We start from the raw sequence: 13,682 nt of genomic DNA on the forward strand, positions 1-13,682 counted from the left end.
CCCGACCGTCTTATTAGATGCACAGAGACTAGTGGTCGGGCTTGTGGACGACAAATACTAAATACTGAATGCAGCGTTCGATTAAATAGATGGCTTGCGCCCGCCGTGAGGTTGCTCACGGGCCACGGTCAGAAACGGATCGACCAGCGCCGGGCGCGCAGTGCCGCGGCGCCAGGCCAGGCCGACGTCTAGCGTCTGGCTCAGGTCCGCTATCGCTCGCGCTTCAATGATGTCGCCTTCCAGTGACCAGGGGCGATAGGTCATGTCGGGTTGAATCGACACGCCAAGGCCGGCCGCCACCAGGCTTCGAACGGCTTCGGTGGAAGCCGTGCGCAAGGTGATGCGCGGCTGCAAGGAGGCTGCCGACCACATTCGTTGGGCGTTGCGGTCCATTTCATCGACGTTCAATTGAATCAACGGCTCGCGGGCGACATCGGCGAGGTTGATGCTGTCGTGCTCCAGCAACGGGTGCTGGGCCGGCAGCCACAGGCGGTGCGGCGAATGGGTCAGCACCTCGGTCTGCAATGCATGGCGATCCTCAAGGTTGGAGAGGATCAGTACCCCGACATCGATTTCGCCGCTGACCAGCAAGTGCTCGATGTAAGGCCGCTCGTCTTCCATCACGCGAATCTCCACGTTGGGGTAGGCGCGCTGAAAACGGGTGAGCAAATCGGCGAGGTAATAACCGGCCACCAGACTGGTCACGCCGATGATCAATTGGCCGGCGACCTGATCGGTGCTTTGCTGAAGGCTGCGTTTGGCGTTGTCGACCGTGGCCAGAATCAAGTGCGCCTGACGCAGGAATTGATGGCCCTGGTGCGTCAGGGTCATGCCCTTGGCGTGGCGATTGAACAGGCTGACGCCAATTTCCTGCTCAAGCTGCTGGATGGCCAGGGTCAACGTGGACTGGGAGATGTACACCGCTTGCGCGGCGGCCGAGATCGAGCCGGTCTCGGCCACGGCGATGAAGTGACGGATCTGACGCAAGGTCATCATGGGGACATTACCCGGTGGGCGGTTTTTATAGATTTGCCCGAGTGTATATCTTTTTAATCGATGACCTGGGTCGGAGGGCAGGGGGGCAAGCTCGACACATTCCCTGTAGCAGCTGTCGAGCCTGCGAGGCTGCGTTCGGCTGCGAAGCAGTCGTGACATCAGGCAGCGCGTTCTTTCAGGTAAACCGCACTCGCAGGATTTGCGAGGACTGCGTCCTCGAACGCAGCCTCGCAGGCTCGGCAGCTGCTACGGTTCGCGTAACGGCTTTACTTACCGGTATTAGGGCATGCCCCCCACATTGGTTGTGCAATTTCTGACCTGTTTATTCCTTCCCCAAAGCCTCGGTCCGAGGCTACGTCGCCTTGCGTCGCTGCCTACAACTCCACCAGAACTCCCCGGCTTGTACGCTTTGTCGCCCACCTCTATCGTTTCCGTGTCGCTGCCCATTCAGCGACCGGATTTGACCGTCCGTGTAAATCAAGGCGCACCAGCGCCCAAGACCTATTCCAGGCGCTTTTTTCGCGTCTGAGGTATCGTGTCGCGGCAGCTGTGCGCGGGACACCTTCGGGTGTGCCGGGTTCCTTGATTCCCGGTCGGTCAACCCGCGTACAGCTGCCACCCCAACTCGTTTGACCGCGAACGGTGGCGGCTCCACTTATCAAGGAGCTTCACCATGTTCAAACCAACTCCAAATCCCCCCGAAACCGACCCCGTTTCCCCTTACGCCTCCCTCGATTCAAAAGAACTCCACGCCGCCGCACACCGTGCGCTCGATCATTACCTGGTACTGCCTGAGACCAAGGCATTGCTGGCCGACCGACGCCCCGGCTGCATTTTCGTCATCGCCCCCGACGTCGACAGCGAAACCCTGCTGGCCCACGCCTGCGAAACCCTCGCCTCGGCCAATGTCATGGCCAGCGATCTGGCGTTCGACCTTGACGGCCCCAAACGCAATACCGCGCTGGCGATTCAGCAGATGATTTCGTTGGCCGAGTTGGCGGTGAATCGCGCACTGGATCACCTCGATCCACCGGAGTAACAGCGCCCGTAGCAGCTGCCGAGCCTGCGAGGCTGCGTTCGAGGACGCAGTCCTCGCCAATCCTGCGTACGCGGTTTTCCTGAAAGAACGCATTGCCTGATTTCACGACCGCTACGCGGCCGAACGCAGCCTCGCAGGCTCGGCAGCTGCTACGGGATCAGTCCTGCACCGTATTTCAACGTTGTGTAGCTTGGACAGTAGCCCTCCCAGAGCGCAGACACGCTTTTCGCTCAGGATGAGACGCAGTGCGCAACCGCTTATAAAACGTGGCGCACCCTCGGCTATACTCCCCTCCATTTGAACGGCCCCGAGGACTGACTGTGAAGAACTGGACGTTGCGCCAACGCATTTTGGCGAGCTTTGCGGTAATTATCGCCATCATGCTGCTGATGGTCATGGTCTCGTTTTCGAGTCAGCTGAAGATCGAGTCCAGTGAAGAAACGGTCCGCACTGATGCGCTTCCCGGGGTGTATTACAGTTCGATGATTCGCAGTGCCTGGGTCGACAGCTACGTCCTGACCCAGCGGATTGTTGGCCTCTCTGACCATAGCGACATGACCGCTGCTGACCTGGAGCTGTACAAAAGCTACGAAACGCGCCTAAAAGAGCAGATGGATAACTATCGGAAAACGATCTTCACTGACGGGGACAAGACCGAATTCGATGCGTTTGAGGTCCGTTATCAAGCGTTCGAAAAGGTGTTGAATAAAGTCGTCGATCTGTATCAGCACAAACAATTCGAACAGGCCCGTATAGCGCTGGAACAAGAGTTGACACCCGCGTGGACCGATGGGCGCAAGCAGTTGAATGGCGTGATTGATAGCAATCGTGAACAGGCCGATAACGCCATCGAGGCAATCCGCCAAGCGGTCACCGCGGCAAAAGTCAGCATGGGGGTGTCTTTACTGGTGGCGGTATTTGCCGCCGGCCTCTGCGGCCTGTTGTTGATGCGCGCGATCATGGCGCCAATGAACCGCATCGTGCATATCCTCGAAATCATGCGCACCGGCGACCTCAGCAGCCGTCTGAATCTGGAGCGCAAGGACGAGTTCGGCGCGGTGGAAACCGGCTTCAACGACATGATGACCGAGCTGACCTCGCTGGTGTCCCAGGCTCAACGCTCCTCGGTACAGGTCACCACCTCGGTCACCGAAATCGCCGCCACCTCCAAACAACAGCAGGCGACCGCCACGGAAACCGCCGCCACCACCACGGAAATCGGCGCCACCTCGCGTGAAATCGCTGCGACCTCTCGCGATCTGGTGCGCACCATGACCGAAGTCTCCACCGCCGCCGATCAGGCCTCGGTGCTGGCCGGTTCCGGTCAGCAAGGCCTGGCACGCATGGAAGAGACCATGCATTCGGTGATGGGCGCGGCCGATCTGGTCAATGCCAAACTGGCGATCCTCAACGAGAAGGCCGGCAACATCAATCAGGTGGTGGTGACCATCGTCAAGGTCGCCGACCAGACCAACCTGCTGTCGCTGAACGCGGCCATCGAGGCCGAAAAGGCCGGTGAATACGGTCGCGGTTTCGCCGTGGTCGCCACCGAAGTGCGGCGTCTGGCAGACCAGACCGCCGTCGCCACTTACGACATCGAGCAGATGGTTCGCGAGATCCAGTCGGCGGTGTCGGCCGGTGTGATGGGCATGGACAAATTTTCCGAAGAAGTGCGCCGTGGCATGTCCGAAGTGCAGCAGGTCGGCGAGCAGTTGTCGCAGATCATCCACCAGGTTCAGGCGCTGGCGCCGCGAGTGTTGATGGTCAACGAGGGCATGCAGGCCCAGGCCACGGGCGCCGAGCAGATCAACCATGCGCTGGTGCAGTTGGGCGATGCCAGCGGCCAGACCGTCGAGTCCCTGCGCCAGGCCAGTTTTGCTATCGACGAGCTGAGTCAGGTGGCCGTAGGGCTGCGCAGCGGTGTCTCGCGATTTAAAGTCTGATGAGCGAGCTTGTGGCGAAACGCAGTGCCGGCATGGCACCGAAGCAGTCGTTGTTTCTGGTGTTTCGCATCGGCGACGAGCGCTATGCATTGCAAGCCATCGAGGTGGCTGAGGTGCTGCCGCGTCTGCCGCTCAAGCCGATTGCCAAGGCACCGTCCTGGGTTGCGGGGGTGTTTGCCTATCGCGGTGCGGTAGTGCCGGTGATCGATGTCGGCGACCTGGCGTTCGGTCAGCCGGCTCAGGCGCGCACCAGCACTCGATTGGTGTTGGTGCACTATCAGCCGGATCACGCTACGCCAGGGCAATTGCTCGGGCTGATTCTTGAGCAGGCCACCGACACACTGCGTTGCAACCCGGCGGACTTCCAGCCCTATGGCCTGGACAATCGACAGGCGCCGTACCTGGGGCCGGTGCGTGAAGACGCACACGGACTGCTGCAATGGGTGCGCGTCGCGGACTTGCTCGATGCCCAGGTGCGGGCGTTGTTGTTTCCGTCGCCGCTGCTGGACCTGGCGTCGCTTGAGGAGCGCCCGTGAGCAGCGACCTGCGCTTTTTCGAGTTCCTCAAAGAACGCATCGGCCTGGACGTGACCTCGGTTGGTCCGGCGCTTATCGAGCGCGCGGTGCGTCAGCGCGCAGCGGCGCAGCAGATGGGAACGTCCGATGAGTATTGGCAGTGCCTGCAAGGCTCGCGGGATGAACAACAAGCGTTGATCGAGTCGGTGATCGTTCCGGAAACCTGGTTCTTCCGTTACCCGGAATCCTTTGCCACCCTGGCCAAACTGGCGCTCAAGCGTCTGGCCGAGATCAACGGGATGCGCGCGCTGCGGATTCTCAGCCTGCCGTGCTCCACCGGTGAAGAGCCGTATTCGATTGCCATGGCGTTGTTCGATGCCGGGCTGGCGCCGCATCAGTTCAAGGTCGAGGGGTTGGACGTCAGCCCGCTGTCGATCGAGCGCGCCAAGCGTGCGCTGTATGGCAAGAACTCCTTTCGTGGGCAGCACACCGATTTTCGCGAACGGCACTTCAGTGCCGAAGACGACGTCTATCGCCTCAGCGAGCGGGTGCGCGAACAGGTGCGTTTGCAGGTGGGCAACCTGCTGGACCCGATGTTGCTGGCCAATGAGCCGGCCTATGACTTCGTGTTTTGCCGCAATCTGCTGATCTATTTCGATCAGCCAACCCAGAAGCAGGTTTTTGAAGTGCTCAAGCGCCTGACTCACGTGGACGGTGTGCTGTTTATCGGCCCGGCCGAAGGCAGTTTGTTGGGACGTCTGGGCATGCGTTCGATCGGTATTCCCCAATCCTTCGCCTTCAAACGGCACCGCGAACCTGAGCCCGAACCACTGCCGGCGTTTATTGCATCGCCGTTGCCGGAGAGTTTGCCGGTGCGCAGCGTTCCCCCTTCGCCGGTACGCAGCCGACCCTTTAGCACCGGCGCTGCGTCGGTGCTGGGTGCCAGCGTTGAGAAAGACTCAAACACAGACGCCGCCGCGCTGCTGGCAAATATTGCGACCCTGGCCAACGAAGGTAAAAGCCCCGAGGCGCGGGCGGCGTGCGAGCAGTATCTGCGCAGCCACGAGCCGGTGGCGCAGGTGTTTTACTGGCTGGGGCTGCTCAGCGATGTTGCCGGCAACGCGCTGGAAGCTCAGGGGTTTTATCGCAAGGCCCTTTATTTGCAACCGCAGCACCCCGAAGCGCTGATGCACCTGGCGGTGTTGCTGGCGTCCCAGGGCGATGCGGTCGGTGCCCGTCGATTGCAGGAACGCGCCGCCCGTAGTGAGCGCGCCGCTGACAGTGAGCGTAAACGATGACCGGTTCTGTTTCGTTGAACGTGACCCATGAAGATGCCCAGGCTATCGACGACTGCTGGAACCGTATCGGTATCCACGGCGACAAATCCTGCCCACTGCTGGTCGAGCACATTCACTGCCGCAATTGCGCGGTGTATTCCGCCGCAGCCACACGTTTGCTGGATCGCTATGCGTTGCAGCAGGACGACCGCGTGCAAGCGTCCATTGCCGTCGAAACGGAGGTGGTCACGCGCTCGTTGTTGATGTTTCGCCTCGGCGAAGAATGGCTAGCCCTGGCCACCCGCAGCCTGGTGGAAGTCGCGCCCTTGCAGGCCATTCATTCGTTACCGCATCAGCGTTCGCGGGCGTTGCTGGGGGTGGCGAATGTGCGTGGCGCGCTGGTGGCCTGCCTGTCGTTGGTGGAGTTGCTGGGGCTGGAAGCGACCACGGGTGTCGCCTCGGGCACACGGATCATGCCGCGCCTGTTGATCATCGCCGCTCACGGTGGCCCGGTGGTGGTGCCGGTGGATGAGGTGGACGGGATACACGCCATTGATGAGCGGATCCTCGACGCCGCGTCCCGGTCTGGCCCGCAGGCCAGCGCCAAATTCACCCGTGGCGTGTTGCAATTCAAAGGTCGCAGCCTGCGCTGGCTGGATGAAGAGCAGTTATTGTCCGCCGTGACCCGGAGCCTGACATGACCCCTGATCAAATGCGCGACGCGTCACTGCTGGAACTCTTCAGTCTGGAGGCCGAGGCTCAGACTCAAGTACTCAGCGCCGGGTTGCTGGCGCTGGAGCGCGACCCGACCCAGGCCGATCATCTGGAGGCCTGCATGCGCGCCGCGCATTCGCTCAAGGGTGCGGCACGGATTGTTGGCGTGGATGCTGGCGTCAGCGTTGCCCATGTGATGGAAGATTGCCTGGTCAGCGCGCAGGAAGGTCGACTCTTTCTGCACCCCGAACACATTGATGCGCTGCTGCAAGGCACGGACTTGCTGATGCGCATCGCCACGCCAGACAGTGCCAATGTGGGGGCGAGCGATATCGAGGCCTACGTGGCGTTGCTGGGGTATTTGCTTGATCCTTCGGCCGTCGTTGCACCTGCCGCAGTACAGCCCTTGTTACCGCCCGATGCGCCAATGGCCCCATTGCAACTCGAATCGCCGTCACTGCGGGTTGAGCCGCCAGACCTTGTGTCAGAACTCGAGTCGTCGCTAGCGGCATCGGTAGAGGCGTCGCGTAAATCCAAGCGCATCTCCGAGGGTGGCGAGCGGGTGTTGCGGGTGACCGCTGAACGGTTGAACAGCCTGCTCGACCTGTCGAGCAAGTCACTGGTGGAAACCCTGCGTCTCAAGCCGTATCTGGCGACGATGCAGCGCCTCAAGCGTGTGCAGAACAACAGCCTGCGCGCCCTGGAAAGCCTCAACGTTCATCTCAAAGAGCAAACCCTGAGCCTTGAGGCCCAAGAGGCGCTTGGCGATGCGCGGCGGCTGTTGGCCGACTCCCAGCAACTGCTGGCGGAGAAAACCGCCGAGCTCGATGAGTTCGCCTGGCACGCCAGTCAGCGCGCTCAGGTGCTGTACGACACCGCGCTGGCCTGCCGCATGCGGCCGTTTGCCGATGTGCTGACCGGGCAGGCGCGGATGGTGCGCGATCTGGGTCGCAGCCTGGGCAAGCAGGTGCGCCTGGAAATCGAGGGCGAAAAGACTCAGGTCGACCGCGATGTGCTGGAAAAACTCGAAGCGCCTCTGACCCATTTACTGCGTAATGCCGTGGACCACGGCATCGAAACGCCCGAGCAACGTTTGCTGGCCGGTAAGCCTGCCGAAGGCTTGATTCGCTTGCGTGCATCCCATCAGGCGGGGCTGCTGGTGCTGGAGTTGAGCGACGACGGCAATGGGGTCGATCTGGAGCAGGTTCGTCGCAGCATTGTCGAGCGTCAGCTGTCACCGGCCGAGACTGCTGAGCAGTTGAGCGAAGAAGAACTGCTGACGTTCCTCTTCCTGCCCGGTTTCAGTCTGCGCGACAAGGTCACCGAAGTGTCCGGGCGTGGCGTTGGCCTGGATGCGGTTCAGCACATGGTCCGCCAGTTGCGCGGTGCGGTGGTGGTGGAACAGAAGGTGGGCGAGGGCAGCCGTTTCCATCTTGAGGTGCCGCTGACGCTGTCGGTGGTCCGCAGTCTGGTGGTGGAAGTGGGCGAGGAGGCGTATGCCTTTCCGCTGGCGCACATCGAGCGTATGTGCGATCTGGCGTCGGACGACATCGTCCAGGTGGAAGGTCGTCAGCACTTCTGGCATGAAGGTCGACACGTTGGCCTGGTCGCGGCCAGCCAGTTGTTACAGCGTCCGGCGAGTCAGAACAGCCCGGCCACCCTCAAAGTCGTGGTCATCCGTGAGCGCGATGCGGTGTACGGCGTGGCCGTCGAGCGCTTTATCGGTGAGCGTACGCTGGTGGTGTTGCCGCTGGATGAACGACTGGGCAAGGTTCAGGACATTTCTGCCGGGGCCTTGCTCGATGACGGATCGGTGGTGTTGATCGTCGACGTCGAAGACATGCTTCGCTCGGTGGACAAACTGCTCAATACCGGCCGCCTGGAGCGGATCGCCCGGCACAGCCAACAGGCCGCCATCGTTGCGCGCAAACGCATTCTGGTGGTCGATGACTCGCTGACGGTTCGTGAGTTGCAACGCAAGCTGCTGCTCAATCGGGGTTATGACGTGGCCGTTGCGGTTGACGGCATGGACGGCTGGAACGCGTTGCGTGCCGAGAATTTCGATCTGCTGATTACCGATATTGATATGCCGCGCATGGACGGGATCGAACTGGTCTCGCTGTTGCGTCGTGACAACCGGTTGCAATCGCTGCCGGTGATGGTGGTGTCCTACAAGGATCGTGAAGAGGACCGTCGTCGTGGGCTGGAAGCGGGGGCCGACTATTATCTAGCCAAGGCCAGCTTTCATGACGATGCTCTGCTCGATGCAGTGGTTGAGCTCATAGGAGGAGCGCGTGCATGAAGATCGCTATCGTCAACGATATGCCCATGGCCGTGGAGGCTCTGCGTCGAGCCTTGGCGTTCGAGCCGGCGCATGAGGTGGTCTGGGTCGCCAGCAACGGAGCCGAGGCGGTGCAACGCTGCGCCGAGCTGACCCCCGACCTGATCCTGATGGACCTGATCATGCCGGTCATGGATGGGGTCGAGGCGACGCGCCGGATCATGGCCGAGACCCCGTGCGCCATCGTCATCGTCACGGTGGATCGGCAACAGAATGTCCATCGGGTGTTCGAAGCCATGGGCCATGGCGCGCTGGATGTGGTCGATACCCCGGCCCTCGGCGCGGGCGATCCGAAGGAAGCCGCCGCGCCGTTGCTGCGCAAGATCCTGAATATCGGCTGGCTGATCGGCGAGCGCGGTAACCGCGTACGCTCAGCGCCGACCGCATTGCGCAGCAGCGGGCAACGCCAGAGCCTGGTGGCGATCGGTTCTTCCGCCGGTGGGCCGGCGGCGCTGGAAGTCTTGCTCAAGGGCCTGCCGCGCGATTTTGCGCCGGCCATCGTGCTGGTTCAGCATGTCGACCAGGTGTTCGCGGCGGGCATGGCCGAATGGCTCGGCAGCTCGTGCGGCCTGACAGTCCGCCTGGCCGAGGAAGGCGAGCCACCGCAAAGCGGGACGGTTTTGCTGGCGGGCACCAACCACCATATTCGTTTGTTGAAGAACGGTACGCTGGCCTACACCGCTGAGCCAGTCAACGAGATCTACCGTCCCTCGATCGACGTGTTTTTCGAAAGCGTGGCCACTTACTGGAATGGGGATGCAGTGGGTGTGCTGCTGACCGGCATGGGGCGCGACGGTGCCCAGGGACTTAAATTAATGCGCCAGCAGGGCTACCTGACCATTGCTCAGGATCAGCGCAGTAGCGCGGTGTATGGCATGCCGAAAGCGGCCGCTGCCATCGACGCCGCTGTGGAAATTCGCCCGCTGGACAAGATAGCGCCAAGATTGCTGGAGATCTTTGCAAAATGACTCATCATTGCAGCTGTTCTGGCCTGATTCAGGTGATCGCAAATGGATGATTTACAGCTCGACGCTTTTAAAACCGATGAATATGCCGCGATGGTGCTGCTGGTCGATGACCAGGCCATGATCGGCGAAGCCGTGCGCCGCGGGCTGGCGAACGAAGACAACATCGACTTCCATTTCTGCGCCGATCCGCACCAGGCCATCGCCCAGGCGATCCGCATCAAGCCGACGGTGATCCTGCAGGACCTGGTCATGCCGGGTCTGGACGGCCTGTCGCTGGTACGCGAATACCGCAACCACCCGGCGACCAAAGACATTCCGATCATCGTGCTCTCGACCAAGGAAGACCCGCTGATCAAGAGTGCGGCGTTTGCCGCGGGTGCCAACGATTACCTGGTCAAACTGCCGGACAACATCGAACTGGTGGCGCGCATTCGTTATCACTCGCGCTCCTACACCACCCTGATCCAGCGCGACGCGGCCTACCGGGCGCTGCGGGTCAGCCAGCAGCAATTGCTCGACACCAACCTGGTGCTGCAACGGTTGATGAACTCCGATGGCCTGACCGGCCTGTCAAACCGCCGCCATTTCGACGAGTACCTCGAACTGGAGTGGCGCCGGGCCCTGCGCGACCAGACCCAACTGTCGCTGTTGATGATCGACGTCGACTACTTCAAGTCGTACAACGACAGTTTCGGTCACCTGGAAGGCGACGAAGCCCTGCGCAAAGTCGCCTCGGCGATCCGCGATGCGAGCAGCCGACCGTCCGATCTGCCGGCGCGCTATGGCGGTGAAGAGTTCGCCCTGGTATTGCCCAATACCTCACCGGGCGGTGCGCGACTGATGGCGGAAAAACTCCGTCAGACCGTGGCCGGGATGAAGATCCCGCATACTTTTCCGGTCGAAGGTGCGTACCTGACCATCAGTATCGGCCTCTCGACCCTGACCCCGCAGCAGAGCACTGATTGTCGTCAATTGATCTCGGCAGCGGACAAGGGCTTGTACCTGGCGAAGAACAATGGGCGCAATCAGGTCGGAATCGAATGAACCAACGTGTTCATTCACTGCTAAAGCCGCCAGGCGGGCTGCCGTGACAGCGTGATTACGTTATACTCGTCGGCTTTCAAAAGTTCGCCAACGAGTGCTGCCCGCCATGGAAATCAACCCGATCCTTAACAGTATCAAGGACCTGTCCGAGCGCTCCGAAACTATTCGGGGGTATCTTTGACTACGATCAAAAGCATGAGCGTCTGACTGAGGTCAATCGCGAGCTTGAAGATCCGAATGTCTGGAACAACCCGTCGTACGCTCAGGAACTGGGCCGCGAGCGCTCGCTGCTGGCGCAGATCGTCGAAACCCTCGACCAGATGCACACTGGCCTTGCCGACGCCAAGGACCTGCTGCTGATGTCCGCCGAAGAAGAAGACCAGGCCGCCGTCGATGACGTCGCTGCCGAAGTCGAGCGTCTGCGCGAAGCCCTCGAGAAACTCGAATTCCGCCGTATGTTCAGCGGTGAGATGGACGCCAACAACGCCTACGTGGACATCCAGGCCGGCTCCGGCGGTACCGAGGCCCAGGACTGGGCCAACATCCTGCTGCGCATGTACCTGCGCTGGGCGGACAAGCGCGGTTTCGACGCGACCATCATGGAACTCTCCGCTGGTGAAGTCGCCGGGATCAAGGGCGCCACCCTGCACATCAAGGGTGAATACGCCTTTGGCTGGCTGCGGACCGAGATCGGCGTGCACCGTCTGGTGCGCAAGAGCCCGTACGACTCCGGTAACCGTCGTCACACCTCGTTTTCCGCGGTATTCGTGTCGCCGGAAATCGACGACAACATCGAAATCGACATCAACCCGTCGGACCTGCGCATCGACACCTACCGCTCCTCGGGTGCCGGTGGTCAGCACGTAAACACCACCGACTCGGCCGTACGTATCACCCACGTACCGACCAACACCGTGGTCAGCTGCCAGAACGAACGTTCGCAGCACGCCAACAAAGACACCGCGATGAAAATGTTGCGGGCGCGCTTGTATGAGCAGGAAGTGCAGAAACGCAACGCTGCCTCCCAGGCCCTGGAAGACACCAAGTCGGACATCGGCTGGGGTCACCAGATTCGCTCGTACGTGCTCGACCAGTCGCGAATCAAGGATTTGCGTACTAACGTCGAACGCAGCGACTGCGACAAGGTGCTCGACGGCGACATCGACGAATACCTGGTGGCGAGCCTGAAACAAGGCCTGTAAACCGCCAGTCAAGACCTTAAGTCCCCTGCCTTCGGCGGGGGCAACGAACCTGTGATGGAAAATTTAAAGACATGAGCGACCTAGAACTCGATCCGCAAGCCCTGCAACAGGAAGAAAACTCCCTGATCGCCCTGCGCAAGGAAAAGCTTGCTGCCGAGCGCGCCAAGGGCCAGGCCTTCCCCAACGACTTCCGCCGCGACGCCTACTGCGAAGATTTGCAGAAACAGTACGCGGACAAGACCAAGGAAGAGCTGGCAGAAGCTGCGATCCCGGTCAAGGTTGCCGGTCGTCTCATGCTCAACCGTGGCTCGTTCATGGTGATCCAGGACATGTCCGGGCGCATTCAGGTTTACGTCAACCGTAAAACCCTGTCTGAAGAAACCCTGGCCGCGGTCAAGACCTGGGACCTGGGCGACATCATTGCCACCGAAGGCACCCTGGCCCGTTCCGGCAAAGGCGACCTGTACGTTGAAATGACCAGCGTGCGTCTGCTGACCAAGTCCCTGCGTCCGCTGCCAGACAAGCACCACGGCCTGTCCGACACCGAGCAGCGCTACCGCCAGCGCTACGTTGACCTGATCGTCAACGATGACGTGCGCCAGACCTTCCGCGTGCGCTCGCAAGTGATCGCGCACATCCGCAGCTTCCTGATGAAGCGTGACTTCCTGGAAGTGGAAACGCCGATGCTGCAAACCATTCCCGGTGGTGCTGCGGCCAAGCCGTTCGAGACTCACCACAACGCGCTGGACATGGAAATGTTCCTGCGTATCGCGCCGGAGCTGTACCTCAAGCGGCTCGTTGTGGGTGGTTTTGAAAAAGTGTTCGAGATCAACCGCAACTTCCGTAACGAAGGCGTTTCGACCCGTCACAACCCGGAATTCACCATGTTGGAGTTCTACCAGGCTTACGCCGACTACGAAGACAACATGGACCTGACCGAGGAGCTGTTCCGCGAGCTGGCTCAGCTAGTTCTGGGCAGCACCGACGTGCCTTACGGCGACAAGGTGTTCCACTTTGGCGAGCCGTTCGTGCGTCTGTCGGTGTTCGACTCGATCCTCAAGTACAACCCGGAGCTGACCGCCGCCGACCTGCAGGACATCGACAAGGCCCGTGCCATTGCCAAGAAGGCCGGCGCCAAGGTGCTTGGCTTTGAAGGTCTGGGCAAGCTGCAAGTGATGATTTTCGAAGAGCTGGTCGAGCACAAGCTGGAGCAGCCGCACTTCATCACCCAGTACCCGTTCGAAGTGTCGCCGCTGGCCCGTCGTAACGACGAGAACCCAAGTGTCACTGACCGCTTCGAGCTGTTCATCGGTGGCCGTGAAATCGCCAATGCCTACTCCGAGCTCAATGATGCCGAAGACCAGGCCGAGCGTTTCATGGCTCAGGTGGCTGACAAGGACGCCGGCGACGACGAAGCCATGCACTACGACGCCGACTTCGTTCGCGCGCTGGAGTACGGCATGCCGCCGACCGCGGGTGAAGGTATCGGCATCGACCGTCTGGTGATGCTGCTGACCAACTCGCCGTCGATTCGCGATGTGATCCTGTTCCCGCACATGCGACCGCAAGCGTAAGTGTTTTAATTAAAAAGCCGCCTATAACAGGCGGCTTTTTATTGCCTGTCTGGTACAAATGTATCAATT

Annotated in this window: 11 protein-coding genes; 10 read left to right on the top strand and 1 reads right to left on the bottom strand. The window is 60.9% G+C overall.

All coding sequences use genetic code 11. The annotated features are described in order from the left end of the window. Positions 1 to 81: 81 nt before the first annotated feature. Positions 82 to 996 (bottom strand): LysR family transcriptional regulator, encoded by a 915-nt coding sequence (locus tag NTD87_RS15365; RefSeq protein ID WP_262114844.1) that lies wholly within the window; start codon positions 994 to 996, stop codon positions 82 to 84. A 673-nt stretch (positions 997 to 1,669) separates the two neighbouring features. Between NTD87_RS15365 and NTD87_RS15370 the strand changes: the two genes are divergently transcribed. From NTD87_RS15370 to lysS, 10 genes are all read left to right on the top strand, one after another. Next, positions 1,670 to 2,035, top strand: a complete 366-nt coding sequence (locus tag NTD87_RS15370) for a DUF6124 family protein (protein WP_123428595.1) — start codon at positions 1,670 to 1,672, stop codon at positions 2,033 to 2,035. A 320-nt stretch (positions 2,036 to 2,355) separates the two neighbouring features. Beyond that, entirely contained in the window at positions 2,356 to 3,978 is a 1,623-nt protein-coding gene (locus tag NTD87_RS15375) for a methyl-accepting chemotaxis protein (RefSeq protein ID WP_262114845.1), read from the top strand. Then, positions 3,978 to 4,514 (top strand): chemotaxis protein CheW, encoded by a 537-nt coding sequence (locus NTD87_RS15380; protein WP_262114846.1) that lies wholly within the window; start codon positions 3,978 to 3,980, stop codon positions 4,512 to 4,514. The genes NTD87_RS15375 and NTD87_RS15380 overlap by 1 nt, the downstream gene beginning before the upstream one ends. Next, positions 4,511 to 5,791 carry a CheR family methyltransferase gene (locus NTD87_RS15385; RefSeq protein WP_262114848.1) on the top strand — a complete coding sequence of 427 codons (1,281 nt, stop codon included), beginning with the start codon at positions 4,511 to 4,513 and terminating at the stop codon, positions 5,789 to 5,791. Before NTD87_RS15380 ends, NTD87_RS15385 begins: the two co-directional genes overlap by 4 nt. Continuing rightward, on the top strand, positions 5,788 to 6,471 hold the full coding sequence (locus NTD87_RS15390; protein WP_262114850.1) for a chemotaxis protein CheW: 684 nt from the start codon (positions 5,788 to 5,790) through the stop codon (positions 6,469 to 6,471). Before NTD87_RS15385 ends, NTD87_RS15390 begins: the two co-directional genes overlap by 4 nt. After that, a complete protein-coding gene (locus NTD87_RS15395; protein WP_262114852.1) occupies positions 6,468 to 8,786 on the top strand; it encodes a hybrid sensor histidine kinase/response regulator in 2,319 nt (772 codons plus the stop codon). The genes NTD87_RS15390 and NTD87_RS15395 overlap by 4 nt, the downstream gene beginning before the upstream one ends. Then, a complete protein-coding gene (locus tag NTD87_RS15400) occupies positions 8,783 to 9,793 on the top strand; it encodes a chemotaxis response regulator protein-glutamate methylesterase (RefSeq protein ID WP_262114853.1) in 1,011 nt (336 codons plus the stop codon). Before NTD87_RS15395 ends, NTD87_RS15400 begins: the two co-directional genes overlap by 4 nt. Before the next feature lie 42 nt (positions 9,794 to 9,835). After that, positions 9,836 to 10,837, top strand: a complete 1,002-nt coding sequence (locus tag NTD87_RS15405) for a PleD family two-component system response regulator (RefSeq protein ID WP_262114855.1) — start codon at positions 9,836 to 9,838, stop codon at positions 10,835 to 10,837. Positions 10,838 to 10,943: 106 nt separating this feature from the next. After that, positions 10,944 to 12,039 (top strand): peptide chain release factor 2 gene (gene prfB, locus NTD87_RS15410; protein WP_262114856.1). Its coding sequence is split into 2 segments (ribosomal slippage): positions 10,944 to 11,015 and positions 11,017 to 12,039, totalling 1,095 coding nucleotides; the frame shifts between segments, so codons are not numbered across the junction. A 71-nt stretch (positions 12,040 to 12,110) separates the two neighbouring features. Then, positions 12,111 to 13,613, top strand: coding sequence for a lysine--tRNA ligase (gene lysS, locus NTD87_RS15415; RefSeq protein ID WP_262114857.1), 1,503 nt, complete (start codon positions 12,111 to 12,113; stop codon positions 13,611 to 13,613). The last annotated feature ends 69 nt before the right edge of the window (positions 13,614 to 13,682 follow it).

The organism is Pseudomonas sp. 6D_7.1_Bac1 (assembly GCF_025465945.1).
GTDB lineage: Bacteria > Pseudomonadota > Gammaproteobacteria > Pseudomonadales > Pseudomonadaceae > Aquipseudomonas.

Coding starts and splice junctions, on each gene's coding strand:
- NTD87_RS15365 (WP_262114844.1), bottom strand. CDS start 996: ATGATGACCTTGCGTCAGATCCGTCACTTCATCGCCGTGGCCGAGACC.
- NTD87_RS15370 (WP_123428595.1), top strand. CDS start 1,670: ATGTTCAAACCAACTCCAAATCCCCCCGAAACCGACCCCGTTTCCCCT.
- NTD87_RS15380 (WP_262114846.1), top strand. CDS start 3,978: ATGAGCGAGCTTGTGGCGAAACGCAGTGCCGGCATGGCACCGAAGCAG.
- NTD87_RS15390 (WP_262114850.1), top strand. CDS start 5,788: ATGACCGGTTCTGTTTCGTTGAACGTGACCCATGAAGATGCCCAGGCT.
- NTD87_RS15395 (WP_262114852.1), top strand. CDS start 6,468: ATGACCCCTGATCAAATGCGCGACGCGTCACTGCTGGAACTCTTCAGT.
- NTD87_RS15400 (WP_262114853.1), top strand. CDS start 8,783: ATGAAGATCGCTATCGTCAACGATATGCCCATGGCCGTGGAGGCTCTG.
- NTD87_RS15405 (WP_262114855.1), top strand. CDS start 9,836: ATGGATGATTTACAGCTCGACGCTTTTAAAACCGATGAATATGCCGCG.
- lysS (WP_262114857.1), top strand. CDS start 12,111: ATGAGCGACCTAGAACTCGATCCGCAAGCCCTGCAACAGGAAGAAAAC.